This window comes from Streptomyces sp. NPDC059851 (assembly GCF_042732005.1).
Lineage (GTDB): Bacteria > Actinomycetota > Actinomycetes > Streptomycetales > Streptomycetaceae > Streptomyces.
Window position 1 is genome coordinate 1 of record NZ_JBHWJJ010000145.1, and the last position, 20,480, is coordinate 20,480.

At 71.8% G+C, this 20,480-nt stretch carries 20 protein-coding genes; 8 read left to right on the forward strand and 12 right to left on the reverse strand.

Translation table 11 applies throughout. The features are described 5' to 3' along the window. Nucleotides 1-461 (reverse strand): ATP-binding protein (locus ACFV7Q_RS32735; RefSeq protein WP_385434116.1); only part of this gene is annotated, 461 nt, incomplete at its 3' end. Nucleotides 462-880: 419 nt separating this feature from the next. On the opposite strand from ACFV7Q_RS32735, the gene ACFV7Q_RS32740 reads away from it, so the two are divergent. Both ACFV7Q_RS32740 and ACFV7Q_RS32745 read left to right on the forward strand, forming a co-directional pair. Next, nucleotides 881-1,327, forward strand: a complete 447-nt coding sequence (locus ACFV7Q_RS32740; RefSeq protein ID WP_385434118.1) for a PPOX class F420-dependent oxidoreductase — start codon at nucleotides 881-883, stop codon at nucleotides 1,325-1,327. Between the two features lie 110 nt (nucleotides 1,328-1,437). Further along, on the forward strand, nucleotides 1,438-2,169 hold the full coding sequence (locus ACFV7Q_RS32745; RefSeq protein WP_385434120.1) for an esterase/lipase family protein: 732 nt from the start codon (nucleotides 1,438-1,440) through the stop codon (nucleotides 2,167-2,169). Nucleotides 2,170-2,309: 140 nt separating this feature from the next. Here ACFV7Q_RS32745 and ACFV7Q_RS32750 read toward each other — a convergent pair whose 3' ends face one another. Next, nucleotides 2,310-3,143, reverse strand: coding sequence for a helix-turn-helix transcriptional regulator (locus tag ACFV7Q_RS32750; protein WP_385434122.1), 834 nt, complete (start codon nucleotides 3,141-3,143; stop codon nucleotides 2,310-2,312). Nucleotides 3,144-3,294: 151 nt separating this feature from the next. On the opposite strand from ACFV7Q_RS32750, the gene ACFV7Q_RS32755 reads away from it, so the two are divergent. Next, nucleotides 3,295-4,029, forward strand: coding sequence for an SDR family oxidoreductase (locus ACFV7Q_RS32755; protein WP_385434124.1), 735 nt, complete (start codon nucleotides 3,295-3,297; stop codon nucleotides 4,027-4,029). A gap of 24 nt (nucleotides 4,030-4,053) precedes the next feature. Here the strand turns inward: ACFV7Q_RS32755 and ACFV7Q_RS32760 are convergent, their stop codons facing one another. The 4 genes from ACFV7Q_RS32760 to ACFV7Q_RS32775 form a co-directional block, all read right to left on the reverse strand. Then, entirely contained in the window at nucleotides 4,054-5,745 is a 1,692-nt protein-coding gene (locus ACFV7Q_RS32760) for a hypothetical protein (protein ID WP_385434126.1), read from the reverse strand. Between the two features lie 20 nt (nucleotides 5,746-5,765). After that, nucleotides 5,766-6,395: an isochorismatase family protein gene (locus ACFV7Q_RS32765; RefSeq protein WP_385434128.1), complete on the reverse strand. Its 630-nt coding sequence runs from the start codon at nucleotides 6,393-6,395 to the stop codon at nucleotides 5,766-5,768. A gap of 143 nt (nucleotides 6,396-6,538) precedes the next feature. Next, nucleotides 6,539-7,555, reverse strand: coding sequence for a GlxA family transcriptional regulator (locus ACFV7Q_RS32770; protein WP_385434130.1), 1,017 nt, complete (start codon nucleotides 7,553-7,555; stop codon nucleotides 6,539-6,541). A 74-nt stretch (nucleotides 7,556-7,629) separates the two neighbouring features. Continuing rightward, nucleotides 7,630-8,037, reverse strand: a complete 408-nt coding sequence (locus ACFV7Q_RS32775; RefSeq protein WP_385434132.1) for a RidA family protein — start codon at nucleotides 8,035-8,037, stop codon at nucleotides 7,630-7,632. Nucleotides 8,038-8,180: 143 nt separating this feature from the next. Between ACFV7Q_RS32775 and ACFV7Q_RS32780 the strand changes: the two genes are divergently transcribed. Beyond that, nucleotides 8,181-8,567, forward strand: coding sequence for a winged helix-turn-helix transcriptional regulator (locus ACFV7Q_RS32780; protein ID WP_385434135.1), 387 nt, complete (start codon nucleotides 8,181-8,183; stop codon nucleotides 8,565-8,567). A gap of 287 nt (nucleotides 8,568-8,854) precedes the next feature. On the opposite strand, the gene ACFV7Q_RS32785 is transcribed toward ACFV7Q_RS32780, so the two are convergent. The 4 genes from ACFV7Q_RS32785 to ACFV7Q_RS32800 form a co-directional block, all read right to left on the reverse strand. Continuing rightward, nucleotides 8,855-10,369 carry a caspase domain-containing protein gene (locus ACFV7Q_RS32785; RefSeq protein WP_385434137.1) on the reverse strand — a complete coding sequence of 505 codons (1,515 nt, stop codon included), beginning with the start codon at nucleotides 10,367-10,369 and terminating at the stop codon, nucleotides 8,855-8,857. Beyond that, the gene (locus tag ACFV7Q_RS32790; protein WP_385434139.1) at nucleotides 10,366-10,716 is read right to left on the reverse strand and encodes a hypothetical protein; all 351 of its coding nucleotides are present in this window, start codon (nucleotides 10,714-10,716) and stop codon (nucleotides 10,366-10,368) included. Before ACFV7Q_RS32790 ends, ACFV7Q_RS32785 begins: the two co-directional genes overlap by 4 nt. 134 nt (nucleotides 10,717-10,850) lie before the next feature. Beyond that, nucleotides 10,851-11,960 carry a sugar ABC transporter substrate-binding protein gene (locus ACFV7Q_RS32795; protein WP_385434141.1) on the reverse strand — a complete coding sequence of 370 codons (1,110 nt, stop codon included), beginning with the start codon at nucleotides 11,958-11,960 and terminating at the stop codon, nucleotides 10,851-10,853. 378 nt (nucleotides 11,961-12,338) lie between these two features. Beyond that, nucleotides 12,339-13,751, reverse strand: a complete 1,413-nt coding sequence (locus ACFV7Q_RS32800) for a Yip1 family protein (RefSeq protein WP_385434143.1) — start codon at nucleotides 13,749-13,751, stop codon at nucleotides 12,339-12,341. 103 nt (nucleotides 13,752-13,854) lie between these two features. Between ACFV7Q_RS32800 and ACFV7Q_RS32805 the strand changes: the two genes are divergently transcribed. Further along, nucleotides 13,855-14,061: a hypothetical protein gene (locus ACFV7Q_RS32805; RefSeq protein ID WP_385434146.1), complete on the forward strand. Its 207-nt coding sequence runs from the start codon at nucleotides 13,855-13,857 to the stop codon at nucleotides 14,059-14,061. Nucleotides 14,062-14,076: 15 nt separating this feature from the next. Here ACFV7Q_RS32805 and ACFV7Q_RS32810 read toward each other — a convergent pair whose 3' ends face one another. Next, the gene (locus ACFV7Q_RS32810; RefSeq protein WP_385434148.1) at nucleotides 14,077-14,436 is read right to left on the reverse strand and encodes a peptidoglycan-binding protein; all 360 of its coding nucleotides are present in this window, start codon (nucleotides 14,434-14,436) and stop codon (nucleotides 14,077-14,079) included. Nucleotides 14,437-15,141: 705 nt separating this feature from the next. Between ACFV7Q_RS32810 and ACFV7Q_RS32815 the strand changes: the two genes are divergently transcribed. Beyond that, entirely contained in the window at nucleotides 15,142-17,526 is a 2,385-nt protein-coding gene (locus tag ACFV7Q_RS32815) for a phosphoketolase (RefSeq protein ID WP_385434149.1), read from the forward strand. A 9-nt stretch (nucleotides 17,527-17,535) separates the two neighbouring features. On the opposite strand, the gene ACFV7Q_RS32820 is transcribed toward ACFV7Q_RS32815, so the two are convergent. Then, nucleotides 17,536-18,375 carry an NAD(P)H-binding protein gene (locus ACFV7Q_RS32820; RefSeq protein WP_385434152.1) on the reverse strand — a complete coding sequence of 280 codons (840 nt, stop codon included), beginning with the start codon at nucleotides 18,373-18,375 and terminating at the stop codon, nucleotides 17,536-17,538. Nucleotides 18,376-18,566: 191 nt separating this feature from the next. Between ACFV7Q_RS32820 and ACFV7Q_RS32825 the strand changes: the two genes are divergently transcribed. Together ACFV7Q_RS32825 and ACFV7Q_RS32830 are read left to right on the forward strand one after the other, a co-directional pair. Beyond that, a complete protein-coding gene (locus tag ACFV7Q_RS32825) occupies nucleotides 18,567-19,106 on the forward strand; it encodes an ArsR/SmtB family transcription factor (protein WP_385434154.1) in 540 nt (179 codons plus the stop codon). Then, nucleotides 19,103-20,389: an MFS transporter gene (locus tag ACFV7Q_RS32830; RefSeq protein ID WP_385434156.1), complete on the forward strand. Its 1,287-nt coding sequence runs from the start codon at nucleotides 19,103-19,105 to the stop codon at nucleotides 20,387-20,389. Before ACFV7Q_RS32825 ends, ACFV7Q_RS32830 begins: the two co-directional genes overlap by 4 nt. Nucleotides 20,390-20,480 lie beyond the last annotated feature (91 nt).

Below are 20,480 nucleotides of genomic sequence, written 5' to 3' on the forward strand. Positions count from 1 at the left end.
CTCGCGGCATCGGCCCAGTGCAGGTCCTCCAGGACGACGACCAGCCCCCGCCCGTTCGCGGCGGCCGCATCGGCCAGGGCCTCGGCCATCGCGGCGAGTTCGAGGAACCGGGCGGCCGCCGCTGCCGCCCGGGCGGTCGCGGTCCCCGCCCCGGGTGGCGGCGTCCCGGCCCGCTGCGCGGGGAGGGCTGCGGTCGCCCACGCTCCGGCTCCCGCGAGCCGCAGGGCGCGCCGCCACGGCCACAGCGGCGGCGCCACCGCATCCCGGGGGCAGTGGCCCCGTACGATGCCGATGCCCGCCGGCCCGGCACGGCGGCGCAGCGCCTCCGCGGCGAGGGTGCTCTTGCCGATGCCCGCCGGGCCGGTGAGGAGCACCACCGACCCGGTACCCTGCGCCGCGGCGTCCATCTGCTGTGCGAGGAGCGCGAGTTCGGCTTCGCGCCCGACGAAGTCGCTTCCCACCCGTGCAGTATCCCGCAGGACGAGGACGCTGCGGACCGGCCGAACCTGCGTGCGCCTGCGTACCGCGGTCCAGTGGCAGCACGGATGACGGGGAGGCGCCCAGTGGGTCAAGGTGGTGCACGCTCCTCACCGGACGCCTCCGGGCCGCGGGCCGCCGAACTGCGGCCGGAGGCGGGGGGCGGGGGGCGGCGCCCGCAGTCGGGGGGCGGGGCCGGGTCGTGCCTGCTGACCCGGCCCCGGCGGGCGTCAGTGGTGCGAGCCCAGGGGGCGCGGACGGCCGCTGTCGTGGTGGCTGTCCGCGCGGGGGCGGGACCCGTCCGAATGGTCGAGTCACCGCCCGGCGACACCCAACGCCCGGCGGGAGCGACTACGGTGCCGTGGTCCAGCAATTCCGCCGGCACCGGAGATGAGGTCCGACCGTGACCACGGACGACACCCACCCCACCCTGCCCACCCTTCGCGCTCTGCTCGCCCAGAGCCGGCTCGGCATCCTGGCCACCATCAAGTCCGACGGCCGACCGCAACTCTCCCCGGTCATGCCCCACTACGACCGCGCGACCAACACCCTCTACGTGTCGACGACCGAGGGCCGCGCCAAGACCGCGAACCTGCGCCGTGACCCGCGCGCCACACTGGAGGTCACCAGCGCGGACGGCCGGTCCTGGGCCACCGGCGAGGGAGTGGCGACCCTCACCGGCCCGGGCACCGACCCGTACGGCCCCGAGGTCGAGGCGCTGGTGGACTATTACCGGCGCGCCGCCGGCGAACACCCGGACTGGGCGGAGTACCGGTCCGTGATGGTGTCCGACCGCCGCGTCCTCATGACGATGACGGTCGACCACCTCTACGGCGCCGTCCTCACCTGAGCCCGGAGGGCGCGCAGAAACCTTTCGAGGGTGAAAACAGGACGGCCGGGCGGGTGACGGCCCCGCCCGGCCCCCGCAACGGCCACGGCGGTACCGCTACAACGCTTCCCGTGAAGCCGAGCCCGCCCCACCCCACCGCCACTCCCACTGCCACTCTCGTGGCCACCGTCGCCGCCCTCACCCTCGCCCTCGCGGCCTGCCCGGCCCCGCCCGCGGCCGCCCGTACGATGCCGCAGCCCGGGGCAGCCGCCGCGGCCGCCGCCCCCGACCCCGTGGTGTTCGTGCACGGCTGGAACAGCGACGGCTCGATCTGGGCCACCATGGCCGACCGGTTCCGCTCCGACGGCTGGCCGGCCGACCGCCTGCACCGGTGGACCTACCCGACCAGCCAGTCGAACACCACCACCGCATCCCGACTCGCCGCCGAGATCGACCGCGTCCTGGCAGCCACGGGAGCCGCCAAGGTCGACCTCGTCACCCACTCCATGGGCTCCCTCTCCTCCCGCCACTACCTCAAGAACCTGGCGGGGGAGGGAAAGGTCGACGCCTGGGTCTCCCTGGCCGGACCCAACCACGGAACGAACACCGCCTACCTGTGCGGCAGCCCCTCCTGCGCCGACATGCGCCCGGGCTCCCCGTTCCTCACCGCCCTGAACACCGGCGACGAAACCCCCGGCGCCGCCCGCTACGCCACGTGGAGGTCGCCGTGCGACCTCGTCGTCAGCCCCGACAGCACCGTGGCCCTCACCGGCGCGGTCAACACGGTCACCCCCTGCCTGCAGCACACCGCCTTCCCCGCCGACAAGGGCGTCTACGAGCAGGTCAAGGCACACGTCGGCTGATCCGCGACACCGATCCGCACCCGCCGTGCGGCGGCCCTGCCCGGGCTCGGAGGGAGGCCCCCGCTCACCACCCGGGTGCGCAGGGCGATCCACCGGGCGCGGTCGGACGGCAAAACGGTCCCTCGGCCGGGGGATCGGTGTCAGAGGGCGGTCCCGGTCCGGGTCGCGTGGACGGAGCCGAGGAGGCTGAGGGCCCGGGCGCTGGGGCTGCCCGGTTCGGCCTGGTAGACGATGAGCTGCTGGCCCGGGGCGTCGCGTACGTCGAAGGCCTGGTAGGTGAGCGTCAGAAGACCGACGTCCGGGTGGAGGAGGTGCTTTTCCTCCCGGGTCTTGCCGTGCACGGTGTGGGTGTTCCACAGGCGGGCGAATTCCGCGCTGTGCTCCAGGAGGGACCGGACGAGGTCGCGCAGCCGCGGGTCGTCCGGGTCGAGGCCGGCCGCCTGCCGCAGGTGGCCCACCGTGGCCAGGGCCGCGTCACCCCACCGCGCGTGGAACTGCCGGCCCGCCGGGTCGAGGAACGTCATACGGGCCAGGTTGTCCGCCTCTTCGAAGGGCGAATACAGGGCCTCGGCCAGGGCGTTGGTCGCCAGGACGTCCAGGGCCCGGTTCAGTACGAGCGCCGGCGCGCCCGGGTTGCCGTCCATCAGCTGCCGTAGCGCGGGACCGACCCGGTCCGTGGTGTGGGCGAAGTCGCCGGTCGGGACCGTGCCCGCCAGCCGGTGCAGGTGCGCGTGCGCGTCCGGGCCCAGTCGCAGGGCGCGGCCGAGCGCGTCGATGACCTGGGCCGAGGGGTGGCGTTCGCGCCCCTGCTCCAGGCGGGCGTAATAGTCGGCGTTCACCCCGGCCAGGACGGCGACCTCCTCACGACGCAGTCCGGCGACGCGACGCAGGCCGTGGCTCGCCATGCCCACGTCCTGCGGCCGGACGCCCGCCCGACGGGCGCGCAGGAACTCTCCCAGCTGGTTGTCGGTCATGTCCCCCAGGCTAGGGCGCCGGGGCGGGGAGCTGCCCGGGTGCGGTGCACCCGGGCAGCGCACGTCCTGGCCGGCCGACGCCGTCCTGCCCAGACTCGGTCCGGCGGGACGGACGGACCCGTCCCCGTCGACAAGACGAAGGGAGTCCGCGATGACGGACACGACGAAGGTCGTTGCGATCACCGGAGCGAGCAGCGGAATCGGCGAGGCAGCCGCCCGCCGGCTCGCCGCCGACGGCCACCGCCTGTTCCTCGGGGCCCGGCGCACCGACCGGCTCGACGCCCTGACCAGGGACATCACCACGATCGGCGGCACCGCTGCCTCCCGGCGACTGGACGTCACGGACGCAGCCGACGTACGGGCCTTCGTCGCCGCGGCCCGCGAGCGGTACGGCCGGGTGGACGTGGTGGTCAACAACGCCGGGGTGATGCCGCTGTCGCCACTGGAGGCGCTGCGGACCGAGGAATGGGACCGCATGATCGACGTGAACGTGCGGGGAGTCCTGCACGGGATCGCCGCCGCCCTACCCGTGATGCGCGCCCAGGGCGGCGGGCACTTCGTGAACATCGCCTCCGTCGGCGCCTACGAGGTCTCGCCCACCGCCGCCGTCTACTGCGCCACCAAGTTCGCCGTCCGCGCCATCTCCGAAGGACTGCGCCAGGAATCCGCCGGCGACGTCCGGGTCACCCTCGTCTCCCCGGGCGTGACCGAGTCCGAACTGGCCGACGGCATCTCCGACCCCGTGGCGAGGCGGGCCATGAAGGAATACCGCGCCGTGGCCCTGCCCGCCCCGGCCATAGCGGACGCCATCGCGTACGCCGTTGCCCAGCCCGCGGACGTGGACGTCAACGAGATCGTCGTGCGCCCCGCCGCCAGCCCCCAGTAGCCCGACCGTCCCCGACGGACCCCGTCACGAAGGCACTTCCGGCTGCCCCTCGACCTCGGCGACCGCCTCCTCGTCATCGTCCCCGTCGTCGGGGTGGTACGAGTAGCCGTCGTCCTCGCAGCGGAGAGCGCGTGCGTGCCGGCGGGCGAACTCTTCGGCGCGCTCGACGTCACCGAGGGACCGGGCCGCGGCGCGGGCCGCCCGGTACAGGTCGGAGTCGAACATGGTTATCTCGCCGAGCAGCCAGAGCGCCGTGTCGTAAGCCGCGCGGGCGGTCGCCCCGGCTCCGTCCGCCGTGGCCGCCAGGGCCGCCGCCACCTCGAAGTGCTCCTCGGCCACCATCCGGCCCAGGCCGTAGCCGCGCCACCGCGCCGCCGGAATGTCACCGTCCTGGACGGCCGGGGCCGCCATGGCCGCATCCGCACCGGGCCGCCCGGGTTCGAGGACCTCCATGCAGCGGCGCAACGCGTCCCACGCTGCCACCGGGTTACCGGCCTGCCGGTCCAACGCCGCCTGGTCCCGCCAGTCCGACGCGAGGTCCCACGCGGTCTCCTGCAGCACGGTCCGCATGCGGTGCGCGCGTGCGGCCTGGGCGAAGTCCTCCATCAGCTCGAACTGCGTGGCGAGCACTCCGAGCCCGGCCGCGTCCCAGGGAGCGGTCGCGTCGAGGCGGTGGATCAGCTCCGCGCGCAGGAGCTCGGTCCGGCCGGTACGCCGGGCCAGCTCGGTCCAGGTCGTCCAGTGCTCCTCGTCCGGGGTGGCGCCGAAGAAGCCGTCATGCCCCGCCGCCCACCGGCGCAGCCCGTCGCCGTCGGCTGGTACGTCCTCCAGCAACATGCGCGCTATGTCGGAGTCCGTGTCGCGTATCCGCTCCAGCAGGGCGACGTCCTCGTCCCGCCCGTGCCCGGCGACGAGCACGGCCGCCCGCCGCACCCCTTCGTGCATGCTGAACTCCTCCGCCTCGCGCACGAGGAGCAGGCGCAGGAACGGGAGGTCGCCCTCCTGTCGGTCGAAATGGGCGGCGTGCAGTACCGACCAGCGGCGGGCGGTGTCCGCGAGGACCGCCTCCCAGGCCGAGCGGTCCGAACGCACCAGCGCCAACCGGGTCCTGCCCTCCGCCAGCAGGGGTTCCCACAGTGGCGGCCGTTCGTGGGCGAACAGCGGCTGGTAGGCGCACAGTTCGACGGCGTTGAGCAGCAGGTGTTCGGGTTCCGTGGCGGCGGCCGCCCGGTGCAGGCGGGCGGCCAGCTCGGCCGGCGGCCGCTGCGCGAGGCCCAGGTCGGCGAGCAGGGTCGAGCGCTGCTCGTCCAGGTCCGGGACGTACTCGCGGATCTCCGCCTCCGCCTCGGCCGCTCCGGCCGCCACCGTCTCCGCGAACCCGGGCGTCGCCGGGTCCGGGGGCGGGGGGCAGCCGGGCATGCCGACCAGCAGCTCGAGCGCCTCGTCCACGCTCGCGGCGATGACGGCGGCCCCGCCCTCGGAGTCCGCGTACAGGACCGCCCCGTCCGGGCAGGCGAAGTACGTGCCGCCGGTGTCGGTGCCGGCGACGGGGACGAGCGGAGCCCCGGAGGCCAGCCGTACCTCCTCCACGTGCCGGGTACGGGCGATGTCGAAGCGGAACGGGAACGCCGCCCGCGCGGCCAGGTCGGGGCGGGACCGCAGCAGGGCGAGGGCGCGGCCGGGCGCTGCGGGGTCGAGGGGCACGTGGTGGTCCATGCCCGCAAGGTAACAGCGCGCTATGACACCGCCGTGCGCCGTGCGACGAGGTCGTCGACGGTCGGGGCCACGGTGCCGAAGAGGTCGGCGATGGTCGTCAGGGCGGCGGTCTGGAGGGCGGCGGCGGTCAGGACCGTACCGTCGGGGGAGGGCAGCGGTCGGGTGGCGGTGGCCTCGGCGACCACGGTGGCGCGGTAGCCGAGGGTGAAGGCGCCCTGGGCGGTGGCGGCCACGCACATGTGGGTCATGAAGCCGGCCAGCACCAGTTCCCCGCCGGCGCCCAGCTCGCGCAACGTCTGCTCCAGAGCGGTGTCCTGGAAGGCGTTGGGGAGGTGCTTGACCACCACCGGCTCGCCTTCGACGGGCGCGACCTCCGTGCTGATGGCGCCGATCTCGGCACGGATGTCGTACGGGGTGCCCTCGCCGCCGTCGTTGACGACGTGGATGACCGGGGCTCCTGCGGCGCGGGCGGCAGCCAGCAGGCGCTCCGCGGCCGCGAGGGCCGGCGCGGCGCCTTCGAGGGCCATGACGCCGCTGCGGTAGGTGTTCTGGAAGTCGATCAGGATGAGGGCGCTGTCGGCGAGTCGGGGCAGCCGGTCGTGGAGGCCGATCACGTCACGCAGGCGGGTCGAGGCGGTCGGGGAAGTCATGGCGGGGCTCCTCGCACGGGGTAGGGGGAATCGGCAGTGTTCGCTCAAGGCAGTGCAGGGCCTTGCAGGGCAGGGCCGGGCAGGGCCGGGCGGGGCGCGGCGGGGCCGGGCGGCCCGGCTCGTCCGTGGGTTGGGGAAGGGCGTCAGCCGGTGGCGGCGGTGGCGGCCGTGGCGGTGGCGGTGGTGGTGCGGAAACGGCGGCGGTAGGCCGCCGGGGTGGTGCCGAGCTGCTTGCGCAGCGCCCGGTGCAGGGTTTCCACCGAGCCCAGACCACTCGCGGCCGCTACCCGGTCCAAGGGCTGGTCGGTGCTCTCCAGCAGTCGGCGGGCCGCCTCCACCCGGGCGGCTTCGACGTACGCGCCGGGCGTGGTGCCGGTCTCCCGGCGGAAGACCCGCGCGAAGTGCCGTTCGCTCAGCCGCATCCGTTCCGCGAGGGCCGGCGCGGACAGGTCCGCGTCCAGGTGGTCGGAGATGAACGTCCGCAGTTCGTCGATGTCCCTGCGGGAGGCGGCGGGCCGGCTCAGCGGGACCGAGAACTGGCTCTGGCCGCCCTGCCGTTTGAGGTACATGACCAGCTGGCGTGCCACGGCCAGGGCCACGTCCTCGCCCAGGTCCTCGGCCACCAGCGCCAGCGCGAGGTCCATGCAAGCGCTGATCCCGGCTCCGGTCCACACGTTCCCGGACCGGACGAAGATGGGGTCCGGGTCGACCGTCACCGCCGGGTGGTCGGCGGCCAGCTGCGCGGCCGTCGACCAGTGGGTGGTGGCCGTCCTGCCGTCCAGCAGGCCGGCCGCGGCCAGCAAGTGTGCGCCCACGCACACCGACGCCACCCGCCGGGCCAGCGGTGCGGCAGTCCGGATCCAGTCCACCACCTCCCGGTCGATCCGGGCGACCGGCCCGCCGGGGTGCAGGTCCACGGCGCCGGGCACCAGCAGCGTGTCCAGCACGCCGTCCACCTCGGCGAACGTGAGGTCCGCAACCACCCGCACGCCCGCCGACGTGGCGACCGCGCCGGAGGCCGGGCCGGCCAGCTGTACGCGGTAGCCCGCCCGACCGCCGGTCTCCCGGTTGGCCAGGGCGAACACCTCGGCCGGACCGGTGACATCGAGGAGGTCGACATCGGGGAACACCGCGATGACGACGCGACGGGTCGTGGACATGCACCCATGGTCACGTTCGCCGCAGGAGGCCGCAATGACGGGCTTCCGTCACATCCGGACATGCGTCGGGCGGTTCAGTCCAGGACCGCCGTGGCCTCGACCTCGACCAGGTGCTCGGGTGTGTGCAGTGCCGCAACCCCCAGCAGCGTGGCGGGCGGAACCGGGGTGACCTGCAGCCGCGCGGCGGCCCGGGCGATGCCGTCCAAGAGCAGGGGCATCTTGTCGGGGGTCCAGTCGACGACGTGGACGGTCAGTTTCGCCACGTCGTCGAAGGAGCCGCCGGCCGCGGACAGCGCGGTGGCCACGTTGAGGTAGCACTGCTCGACCTGGGCGGCGAGGTCGCCCTCGCCGACCGTGGCCCCGTCGCCGTCCCAGGAGACCTGCCCCGCGATGAAGACCAGCTTCGAGCCGGACGCGACGGCCACCTGCCGGTACGCGTCGACCTGAGGCGATCCGACGGGGTTGAACAAGGTGATGGCCATACTGCTGTCTGCCTCCTCGTCATGGCAGCGGCCCGGACCAGCGCTCCGGCCCGACCGCCCGCGCTCTCTTGTGGTTACTCGGAAACCGTAGGAGAGTGACCGGTGACGGGGAAGAACGCACTTTCCGGTGACTGAGGAACCCCATGGTGACCCAACAGCTCAAGGGCGGCGGCACGCCCGACGACGCGGACCTCACGCACGCTGACTCGCTGGCGCGGGAGATCTTCTCGGACGTCGCCAACAAGTGGGCGCTCCTGATCATCGAATCCCTCGGTGAACGCACCCTGCGCTTCACGGAGTTGCGGGGCGAGGTCGACGGCATCAGCCACAAGATGCTCACCCAGAACCTGCGCATGCTGGAGCGCAACGGCCTGGTCGGGCGGACCGTGCACCCCACGGTGCCGCCGCGGGTGGAGTACAACCTCACCAAGGCGGGCACCGCCCTGAGGGCGACCGTCGCCGGCATGGGCGACTGGACCCACCGGTACCTCGGCCACATCGAGGCCTCCCGCCTCCGCTTCGACACCTGACGGCCTCACCCCGCCTCCCGGCGCGCACGGTATCCGCCCCGGTCCGGTCCGGTCCGGGTGCGCAGCCGCAGCAGTGTGCGCCGGCACGAACCTGATGGGCGGTACACGCGCTAGCCTGCGGCCGGTGTGACGATCACCAGGGGGATCTCCTCATGCGGCGTGCGACTGGACGCGTGAGCACTGGGACTCCCTCGTAGACGCGCGGGAAGCCGACCGGGCGGCCGGGCGGCTCGATGTGACGTGAGCCCAGCCCCGGACCACCACCAGGAGGCCCCGAAGAGCCCGGCCTAACGGAACCACTCGGGGTGGCGTGCGGCCAGTTCGTCCATGCCGCGCAGGAAGGTGCGCAGGGTGGTCTGCAGGGGATGCGTTTCGGATTCGCTGAACTCCACCTTCCGGTACTCGAACGAGACCGTCGTGGTCACCACGAGCACGTCCCCGCTGGATCCCCCCTGGTCCGTCACGCTCACCCAGCGCTCCATGACGGCCGACGTGGCCAGCGAGACGCGCCCGAGCAGGCGGTACGGGATGCGCAGGAGATCCGAGGAGGTCGACAGGCACAAGTGCCGGTCGGAGCACACGATGTCGACCGTCCGCGTCTCGAACCAGCCGCTCCTGACGTAGCCGACCAGGTGTTCCTCGCCGGTGATACCGCTCCGGTCCTTCAACTTGGCGAGCCTGCGGCGCTGTGGCCGCCCGTCGGGGACGAGCTCCATGCCCTGGCGGATCAGCAGCACGCGCAAGGAGTCGACGAAGCCGTCCGGCTGGTGTCGGTGCCGCTCGACGTGCTCGTCGACCTGCGCGCGGTCGTAGCCGTGGTGCCCCCTGCCCGACACCCGGGCGAAGTGGGGAGGCCGGGCCTGCGACCACCGGAGCGGGTCGGAGGCGACCGCGATGACCTGGTCGAGGCGGGCGTTGACGTCGCCGATGCGGTAGCCGCGGCCCTCGACGGTGTCGAACGAGGGCCGGCCGGACGGCGTGGTCGCCTGCAGCGGCACCGGGTTCGGGCCCTGCCTGCGGGGGGCGAAGAGGGACGCAGTGCGTGGTGGCGGCGGCAGGTAGGCCCTGTTGCGTACGAGAGGGAAGTTGTCGGCGTTCTTCCTGCTGCTCTGCTCCGGGAGGGGGTACGTCGTGGTCCGCATCCGGCGGCACACCTCGTCCCACAGGTCGCCCATCCGCAGCACGGGCCCCGCGTCCCTAACCCCCTTCTCCATGGCGGTGAGCAGGAAGCCGGTGAACGCGCTGTACGTGTCCCCTTCCGGCGCCGTGGAACGCTTGGTCTCCGGAGCGGAGGTCAGGCAGTACATGCCATGGTGCGGCATCTGGCCCCTGATCACCACGGATCCCTCGCCCATGAGGTCACTGTGCGCGCGGCCGCTGAAACAACAGTCCAGGATGACGATCTTGACGTCCGCCCGGGACAGCTTGACGGCCTCCGCCAGGTACGAGAACGGCAGGCTCGTCCACGGCTGGTCGGGCTCGCTGCCGGTGAGGCTGAGGTGGAGGTCGCCGTTGGTGCCCGTCAGGAGGCCGTGCCCGCTGTAGTACACCAGCAGCGCGTCCGTGGCCTCCTCGGCAGCCGCCGTGACCGGCAGCATGACCTCCTCCGGCCGATCCGGATCGGCCACGGTCACCACGTGCTGCGGGGCGAAGCCGCTCAGCGCCGGGTCCGTGAGGACGTCGCCGAGTCCGCGGACGTTCTGCAGGGAGTGCGGGATGTCCGTGAGGCTCGCCGAGCGGTATGCCGCGGTGCCGATCAGAACGGCGCGTGCGGACGCGAAGGACGGGAGGGCCGCCCTCATCGACCGTCGAGCTCGCGCGTGATGCGGAGGGCGACCTCGTCAGGGTCGTTCAGCCGGGAAGCGTCGATCTCGACCTCCTTCTCCCCGCTGCGCACCCGGATGCGGACGTTCCTCCGCCGTGTGCTCGCCCAGGTTCCGAGGGACGCCGCGACCGCGGTCAGCAGGCCCTGCGGCTCCAGCACGAGCTGGAGGGCGTCCAGCACGGGACCCATGTCGCCGTCCTGTACGGGGGCCTGCTCCGGAGCGATGGCGACGGCCCCGAGGTCGTCGTCCGCACGCAGCCACCTCTCCAGCCGGCGCAGCTCGTCGCCCGCCTCGTCTCCCACCAGGCCGACCCGCACGATCATGATGTCCCCCGAAGGCTCGCGATTCGCAGACCGCACAGAGTAGTCACGTCCGGCCACCAGGGCCGTGGTTCGCCGAAGTCGGCCCCACCGGGCGCAGGACTCCTGTATGGGCGTGAATCTGCCGGGGAACCCGCCTACGGCTTGAGGCCGATCTCCTCGCAGGCGGCCCTGTACCTGTCCGTGCAGATCTCGGCCAGCGTGTAGACGCCGTCGTCGACCACGGTGGACTTGACGTTGCTCCTGGTGAGCGCGATGCCCGGGACGAGCACCGACGGCACGCCCTTGGTGGTGGGGCTGTCGACCTTCTGGTTGATGATCCCGTCGATCCGCTCTCCCTTGGCGAGGGCGACGGCCATCTCGGCGGCGGCCGCGGCCTCGGGGGCGTACCGCTTGTAGACGGTCATGTACTGGTCCCCGGCGACGACCCGCTGCACACCGGCCAGCTCGGCGTCCTGGCCGGTGACCGGAGGCAGGTCGGAGATCCCGGCCGCCTTGAGGGCGGTGATGATGCCGCCCGCCATCCCGTCGTTGGCGGAGTAGACGCCGACGATCCGGCTCTTGCCGAGCGCCGTCAGGGCGGCCGTCATGTTCGTGTTCGCGTTCTCCGGCTTCCACTCGACGGTGTCGTACTCCTTGCCGACGTTCACCTTCCCGTCGAGGACCGAGTGCGCGCCGGACTTGAACTGCTTGGCGTTCGGGTCGGTGACCGAACCGTTCATCATGACGATCTGGCCGTCCCTGGCCTTGTCGCCGAGGGCCTCCAGCAGCGCCTTGGCCTGGATCCGGCCGACGTCCTCGTTGTCGAAGGAGGTGTAGGCGTCGATCGGGCCCTCGGCGAGGCGGTCGTAGGCGACGACCGGGATGCCGGCGTCCTTGGCCTTCTTGACCGCGCCGGCAATGGCCTTGGAGTCCACCGCGTCGATGATCAGGACATCCACCTTATTGGTGATCATGATGTCGACCTGAGAACTTTGGACGGCCGCGTCCTGCTTGGCATTGGCGTAGATCACTTCACCCTTACCGCGCGTGAACTTGGCGACCTCCTTCTCGATCAGCGGCTTGTCGAACTTCTCGTAACGGGCGGTCTGGTTTTCCGGCAGCAGGAGACCGACCTTGATCGCGTCCCCCTTGCCGGAGCCCCCCGGTCTTCCGTCGCCGTCCTCCGCACTACCGCAGGCAGTGAGCGAGACGGCCATCGCGGAAGTGGCGACGGCGACGGCGGCACGACCCAGGTGTGTGTTCACGACGTAAACCTCCATGACAGGGCCGTGTCCTTGCGGCCGAGGTAGAGGCAGTCAACTGCGCGTAAACGGCCATCGTCAAGGAGTGACTTATTAACGAGATGGCAACGTTGCCATCACCAAGAGCGTCGCACAATTCGGCCTTTTGCTCGCTTTTCGGGGCCGCAGGTTCGCCGGTGGAGCTTCAACTTGTGAAGGTTCGGGCGGACACGGGATGTCGGTGACGGCTGCCGGCCGAGCGCCCGCTCGACCGTCAACGGTGTGCTCGGCCCACCGCCGCAACCGCCGGCCGCCCGGATCCGCCCGGCCCCCTGGCGGCAGGAGCGACGCCCGGCAGCCCGTCGGGAGCCGGTGGGGCCCGAAGTGGTGGGGGTCGAGACCTCACGACTTGGTCGGCGCGGGCGACGGTGCGCCGGTGGAGGGCCCGTCCTCGGCCATCTCCATGAGTTCCGTGAAGGGCTTCTGCTCGATGGAGCCGCGCACCCGTTCCAGGCCGTACCGGTCAATGGCCTTCTTGTTCGGCACCGGATGCAGGATGTCGAAATCCACCCGCTCGCCGGGCGGCGCCACTACCACGTAGAGGTACGGCCATGTCTTGCGGTTCACGTACCACAGGGTCAGGCGCTGCCGGCCCCGTGTCACGTTGAGGATCTCGTTGCTGTTCGATATCTGCGCCTGATATCTGAAATAGTCTTCGCTCGGACCCCGCGGATCCGTTTCCTTGCCCTCCTTCTTGAGCGCCTCAAGATTCCTTCCGGAACGCTCGTAGTCGCCGTCTATGGTCATCCTGTCCTTTCTGATCGCGTACAGCTCCGGCTGGACCCTGACCGCTTCGTAGGGGGACCGGTCGGGCTGCTTGATTTCGATGATCTTGTCCTCCGAGAACTCCTGCCCCGGATTCAGGGGCCGCCCCGGGGGCTTGATGAACTCGCCGTCTTGGATCAGCGCGTACCGCGACCCGTCCGAGGGCTTGCCGTGGATCCAGTAGATGCTGCCGAGGACGTAGACCGGAATCTGGCCGGAGTTCTTCACCTCCAGATGGACCGGTAGGTACATCGTCGTCCGGGCCTCGTCCACGCTCGGCTTTCCGAAGGAAGCGGAACTCTGTACCAGCGGAGACGTCGCGTAGGGGATGTAGACCTGCGTATACACCACGTTGGTGACGGCCAGAAGTCCTGAGACGGCAGCGCCGACTGCGATTCTCCTGGGATTGCGAATTCCGCGCCATGCCCGCTCATGGACGAGGATCCCCAGGGTCGCCAGGGACCACAGCGTGAAGAGTATCCACAGCGGGAGGTAGTCGGTGTAGGCCCAATTGACGATCTGCACGGAGAGCAGCGCGAGACTGACGATGAGGGAGACCGAAGCGCCGATCAGGGTGACCATCCCCGAATAGACGACCTTCCGCCTGCTCCAGTAGTCGATCGCGGCCGCTGCGGCGACGATTTCCAGGAGGGCGGAGAAGATGAAGATGGTTCCGGTGAGGCGCCCGGGGTAGGTGAGCGCGCTGAACGTGTCCTTCACGCCGATCTTGATGAGCATGCATGCGGTCGCCAGGAGCCCGACTGCCATGAGCGTGCCGACGACACGCCGCCACCACGGGCGATCCGGCCAGACCATGCAGCCTCCGCCGAGCCAGCGGATTTCGTACCCGGTCGTCAGGCCGGCGCGGCGCAGGAGTCTTTGCAGCTCCCCGAAGGAGCGGACCTTCCCCGCGTGATGGTCGTCGATGGTGACGGGCCGCCAGCCGAGGCCGTCCGGTTGACCCACGGCTACCACGCGTGTGTTCGCCATGGCACCAGTCTCCTGCGGTACGCGGGAGAACGCTCCTGGAGCGCGGTGCCGCCCGAGAGGAGTAACGTCGTGACCGTGGCCCCGTCCTCTACGGGAGGTTCCCATGCGTACACGACTCGTGGGGTTCGCCGGGTTCGTCGCTGCCGTGATGCTGGGCGCTCTCGGCGCCACGGGCACGGTCGCGCAGGCCGACGAACCCGCTGTTGAAGCGAGAACGTGTATGGCCGAAGGCGGGACGGTGGAGTACGACTCCGCAACCGGTCTGTGGACCTGCATCGACGGCAAGTTCGACGGCGAGCCCATCGATTGACGGCTCGGGGCGGGCCTATCCCGGGTAGGGGTCGTAGCAGTCCGGAACGGGGTGGTAGAGGACGTCCCAGGTCTTGGACCCGATGACCCCCTCCTTGGGCAGGCCGTGACACCCCTGGATCCACTTGATCTTGGCCAGGGTCCGGCTGCCGAAGACGCCGTCAGCGGCCAGCTTGGGCACGCCGCCCCACATGTTGGACAGGCACTGCGCCTGCTTCACCACCGCTCCGGTGCTGCCCTGCTTCAAGGTCGGCCGGTAGGACGACGACACGTGCGTGCACCCTCCCGGCGCCGCACCCGCCGACGGCGTGCCGACAACCATGACCCCGGCCGCGAGCGCGGCAACGCTGAGGACGGAGGCGATCCGGCGTTTCAAAGTGGCTCCTCTCGGTGGGCCCCGCCCCGGGGGCCGTCGCTCGGAGCGGCGAACCGGGACCGTAGGGAGGGGGCGATCTGCTATCGGGACCGTCAGGGCGGACTTCGGCCGATGCCGGACCGGTAGCCGGGACCGGCGTAGCTCCATTGTTGGCCGTGCACGTCCGATCCGCAGGGGCGCGCCTGCCGTGGTGCGGGACAGCACCCGGGTGCGCTATGATCGACACCGAGCTCGCCGCCGCAAGGAGCGGAGGTGGGACTGGCGTTGGTGGTCCAAGGAAAGGCACCCCACTTCCTGTGGGGGGATGCAGGTGCAAGGCCTGCCCAGCGCTCGATCAAGGCCCCGGCCTCCTCGCGGAGTCCGGGGCCTTCGCTGTTCCCGGCCCCGCCCGGACCAGCGGCAGGGGCGGAGCCGTCTCCGCCCCCTCCCCGTGGGGCCGCGTGCGGGCGAGCGGGACGTAGGGGTTGGGAGAGACCGCCGCTCACGATGCGGCGCGGGGCCGTGCAGGTCCGCTCCGCCCGCGGTGTGGCCCGAACGGCCCCTGGCGGGCACGCCGTCCGCCCCACAGGGTGGTAGTCGGTGCACGACAGGACGGAAAGGTCCGTCAGCACCGGCCGCAGCCGCCCGTCACCAACCAGCCGTCGCCAGCACCAGCCGCCACCGTCAGCCGCCACCGCCTCCGCCCCGACACCGAAAGGGGTCGTGATGTCCGTCGACACGCAGCCGGAGCCCGCCCAGCTCACCGAAGAAGAGCTCACCTCGCTGAACGCCCACTGGCGCGCGGCGAACTACCTCGCCGTCGGCCAGATCTACCTCATGGCCAATCCCCTGCTGACCGAGCCGCTGCGCCCCGAGCACGTCAAACCACGCTTGCTCGGCCATTGGGGCACCTCGCCCGGACTCAACCTGGTCCACACCCACCTCAACCGCGTCATCCAGGCCCGGGACCTGAACGCCGTGTGCGTCTGGGGTCCCGGGCACGGCGGTCCGGCCGTCCTGGCGAACTCCTGGCTGGAGGGCTCGTACACCGAGGTCTATCCGGACGTCACGCGGGACGCGGCCGGGATGGCCCGGCTCTTCAGGCAGTTCTCCTTCCCCGGAGGGGTGCCGAGCCACGTGGCCCCGGAGACCCCGGGCTCCATCCACGAGGGCGGCGAACTCGGCTACGCGCTCTCGCACGCCTACGGCGCCGCCCTCGACAACCCGGACCTGCTCGTCGCCTGCGTGATCGGCGACGGCGAGGCGGAAACCGGGCCCCTGGCCGCCGCCTGGCATTCCAACAAGTTCCTCGATCCCGTCCACGACGGCGCCGTCCTGCCGATCCTGCACCTCAACGGGTACAAGATCGCCAATCCGTCGGTGTTGTCCCGGCTGCCCCGCGCCGAACTCGACGCCCTCCTGCACGGCTACGGGCACGACCCCGTCCACGTGTCCGGCGACGACCCGGCCACCGTGCACCGCGCGATGGCGCACGCCATGGACACGGCGCTGGACCGGATCGCCGCCGCACAAGAAGCCGCCCGCACCGGCGGCAGCACCGACCGGCCCCGATGGCCGGTGATCGTGCTGCGCACCCCGAAGGGCTGGACCGGCCCCGCCGAAGTGGACGGCCTGCCCGTGGAGGGCACCTGGCGCGCCCACCAGGTCCCGCTGGCCGCCGTACGGGACGACCCGGAGCACCTGCGGCAGCTGGAGCAGTGGATGCGCTCCTACCGTCCGGAGGAGCTGTTCGACGAGTACGGCGCCCCGCGCCCCGACGTACTCGCCGGGATCCCACAGGGCACGCGCCGACTCGGCGCGACCCCGCACGCCAACGGCGGACTCCTGCTGCGCGAGCTGCCCCTCCCGCCGCTGGAGCGGCACGCCGTGGAGGTCGACAAGCCCGGCGCGACGCAGCACGAGCCCACGCGCGTCCTCGGCGACCTGCTCCAGGACGTGATGCGGGCCACCGCCGACCGGCGCGACTTCCGCCTCGTCGGCCCCGACGAGACCGCCTCCAACCGCCTCCAGGCCGTCTACGCCGCCAGCGGCAAGGCCTGGCAGGCCGACGTCCTCGACGTGGACGAACACCTGGAACGCCACGGCCGGGTGATGGAGATCCTGTCCGAGCACACCTGCCAGGGCTGGTTGGAGGGCTACCTCCTCACCGGCCGCCACGGACTGTTCTCCTGCTACGAGGCCTTCGTCCACATCGTCGACTCGATGGTCAACCAACACATCAAATGGCTGCGCACCACCCGCCGCCTTCCGTGGCGTGCCCCGATCGCCTCGCTCAACTACCTGCTCACCTCGCACGTGTGGCGGCAGGACCACAACGGCTTCTCCCACCAGGACCCCGGCTTCGTCGACCACGTCCTCAACAAGAGCCCCGAAGCGGTACGGGTGTACCTGCCGCCGGACGCCAACACCCTGCTGTCGGTGGCCGACCACGTGCTGCGCAGCCGCGACTACGTCAACGTGGTCGTCGCGGGCAAGCAGCCCTGCTTCGACTGGCTGTCGATGGACCAGGCGAAGGTCCACTGCGCGCGCGGCGCCGGCATCTGGGAGTGGGCCGGCACCGAGGACGGCACCCGGGAGCCGGACGTGGTGCTCGCCTGCGCCGGAGACGTACCCACGCAGGAGGTGCTGGCCGCAGCCCAACTGCTGCGCAGGCACCTGCCGGACCTGGCCGTGCGCGTGGTCAACGTCGTGGACATCGCGCGTCTCCTGCCCCCCGGCGAGCACCCGCACGGCATGGGCGACGCAGAGTACGACGGGCTCTTCACCACGCAGCGGCCGGTGATCTTCGCCTACCACGGCTACCCGTGGCTCGTGCACCGGCTGGCCTACCGGCGCACCGGCCACCGCAACCTGCACGTGCGCGGCTACAAGGAGATCGGCACGACGACCACCCCGTTCGACATGGTCGTCCGCAACGACCTCGACCGCTACCGCTTGGTCATGGACGTCATCGACCGTGTCCCCGGCCTCGCGGTACGCGCCGCGGCCGTACGCCAGCGCATGGAAGAGACCCGGCAGCGCCACCACGACTGGATCCGCGAGCACGGCACGGACCTGCCCGAGGTCGCCGACTGGTCCTGGGACGGCTGAGGCCACCGGTCAGCGGAAGGCGGCGGCGTTCTCCTCGGCCCACCGGTGGAACGGCCTCGCCGGGAAGCCGGTGACCCGCTCAACGGTGTCGTGCACCCTGAGCAGCTCCTCGTTGACGTCCCCGCCCGTCACGTCGAGGACGGCGTCCGCGACCTCGTCCCCCAGGTACGGGGCCATGTCACGGTGGGCCTCCTCCCGGCTGACCGCGGCCACGGGCACCTCGCGCCCCAATGCCCCCGCGATGGCGGCCACCTGCTGCCGCGCGGTCACCCGCTCCGGGCCGGTCAGGGTGTACGTCCGGCCCCGGTGGCGGGCCTCGACCAACGCCGCCCGCGCCACCGAAGCGATGTCGGCGGGGTGGATCGTGGGCAGTCCGGTGTCCGCGTACGGCAGCCGGACCGGCTGGTGTCCACGGATCGCCGCCGCCCACCACAGGGCGTTCGACGCGAACTGCGTGGGACGCAGGACGGTCCAGGCCGTTCCGCCGTCCTTGACCAGCTGCTCGGTGACCAGGTGCTGCGCGGCGGGGCCGAGGTGCGGATGGGTCTGGACGGTGATGGACGACACCAGCACCACGTGCTCCACACCGGCCCGTCGGGCGGCGTCGACGACCGCGGCGTCCGAACCCGAACCCATGCCCGGCACCAGGAACAGCGAGCGCACACCGTCCAGGGCGGGCCCCAACGAGGCCGCATCGGCCAGGTCGCCCACGACCGGCTCGACGCCCTCCGGGAACGAAGCCCGTGCCGGATCCCGCGTGAGCCCTCTGAGCGGCCCGGCACCGCAGGCGCGGAGCTCCTCCACCAGGGCACGGCCGATGTTCCCGGTGGCTCCCGTCACGAGGATCACGAGCCTCTCCTTCCGTCGTCAGTGGTCAACGGGGCAAACGCTAGGAGCTCGACCGCACTTGAGGTCAACGGGAACGGCTGCCGGCGTGCGAGCGGAAGCGGAACGCCAAGGCACGCAGTCGGACAGCCGATTCCGGAAGCCCGAGCGAAATTCCCTTGCCCAATGGTCAAGAAGTGTTGACCATTGGGGGCATGCCTACCGATGATCTTCCCGAGACGTTCCACGTCTCCACTGACGAGCAGCTACGCGCCGTCTCCAATCTCACGCGTCACCGGATCATGGCCGTGCTCCGCTTCGAGCCCGCGACGATCACGCAGATCGCCGAGCGAGTGGGCCTCGCGAAGGGGAGTTCCAGCTACCACGTACGGCTGCTCGAACGGGCCGGCCTGGTGAAGGTGGTACGGACGCGGAAGGTCCGGGGGGTCACCGAGCGGTACTACGCGATGGCCGCGCGGGCGATCGTGCTGCCCGATCCGGGCGAGGGAGGCCCGGACGTACTGATGCGGCACGCGGTGGCGGACCTGGAGGCAGCGCCGGCGGATGGCGAGCGGCACGTGCGGATGGCGCATCTGAGGCTCACCGAGGAGCAGTTCGCGGAGCTGGGGGCACGGCTGCAAGCACTGGCGGACGAGTACCGGGAGCTGTCCGATCCGTCGCTGCCGGACGCGTCACTCGTCTTCGCGCTGTTCCACCCGTCCTCGCGCGGGCGGGCCGAAGGGGACGCCAAGTGACCTCAGGGGTTCGGAAGCTGCCGACCGGCTTCGGACGGCTGTGGACTGCGCAGACGGTGTCCTCGCTCGGTGACGGGGTGTCGCACGCCGCGCTGCCCCTGCTCGCACTGACGTTGACGCGGGATCCGATGGCGCTCGCCGTCGTCACGGCCGCCGGAACGCTGCCGTGGCTGCTCTTCGGGGTGCTCGGCGGTGCGCTGGTGGACCGCTGGGACCGTCGGCGCACGATGTGGGTCACGGACGCGGCGCGTGCGGTGCTGCTCGCGATACCGGCGGCAGCGGCCGCGCTCGACGTGCTGAGCATTCCCCTGCTCGCGGTCGTCGCCTTCCTCCTCGGCCTCGGCGGACTCTTCTTCGACACGGCCGCCACGGCCTACCTGCCGGATCTGCTCGGCCGCGACCCCGCGCTCCTGGAGCGCGCCAACTCCCGCCTGCGCGGCACCCAGACCGCCGCGTCCGGCTTCGCCGGGCCGCCCGCGGGCAGTGCCCTGCTCGCGCTCGGGCGGGCGGTCCCGCTGCTCGCCGACGCGGTCTCGTTCGCGCTCTCCGCACTGCTCGTACGGTCGCTGCCCGCCGCACCCCGGCCCGTACCGCAGGCCCGTGAGTCGCTGCTGCGGCAGGCGCGGGCCGGCGCCTCGTACGTCTTCCGGGATCAGCTGCTGCTCGGGCTCGCGCTGCGTCCGGCGGTCGGGAACATCGCCTTCCTCGCAGTGGAGACCGTACTCGCCCTCTTCGCCCACGACCGCCTCGGCATCGGCACCTTCGGCTTCGGCCTGCTCCTCACGGCGGAGGCCACCGGCGGTCTGCTCGGCGCGGGCATCGCCTCCTTCCTCGGCCGACGACTCGGCACCGGCACCGCGCTGACCTGCACGGCCGCAGTCGAGGGACTCGCCATCCTGGGCCTTGCCGTCGCCCCGAACCCGTACGTCGCCGGCCTCGCGCTCGCCGTCTGCGGCGCGGGCATGGGCGCCACGATGGTGCTCGGCCCCTCCCTCCGACAGGCGATCGTGCCCGCCCACCTGATGGGCCGGGTCGCCTCCACCTCCCGGATGCTGGCCATGTGCGCCGCCCCGTTCGGCGCCTTCCTCGGCGGCTGGCTGGCCACCACCTACGACGTACGCACCCCGCTCTACACCGCCGCCGGCCTCCTCCTCACCATGACCACCGTCACCGCGACCATGACCAGCAACCGCCGGGTCGAGGCGGCGCTGCGTGCCGCCGCCCCGGCCGACGATCCAGACCACCCGGAATCCCGGGATCTGGTTCAGGAGCGTGCCGTCTAGGTGTATTGCCCAGTGAGGTTGGGGACGCGGCTGGCGGGTGGTTTGCCTGCGAGCGCGGTGTGTCCGCGGTGGTGATTGTAGGAGTGCAGCC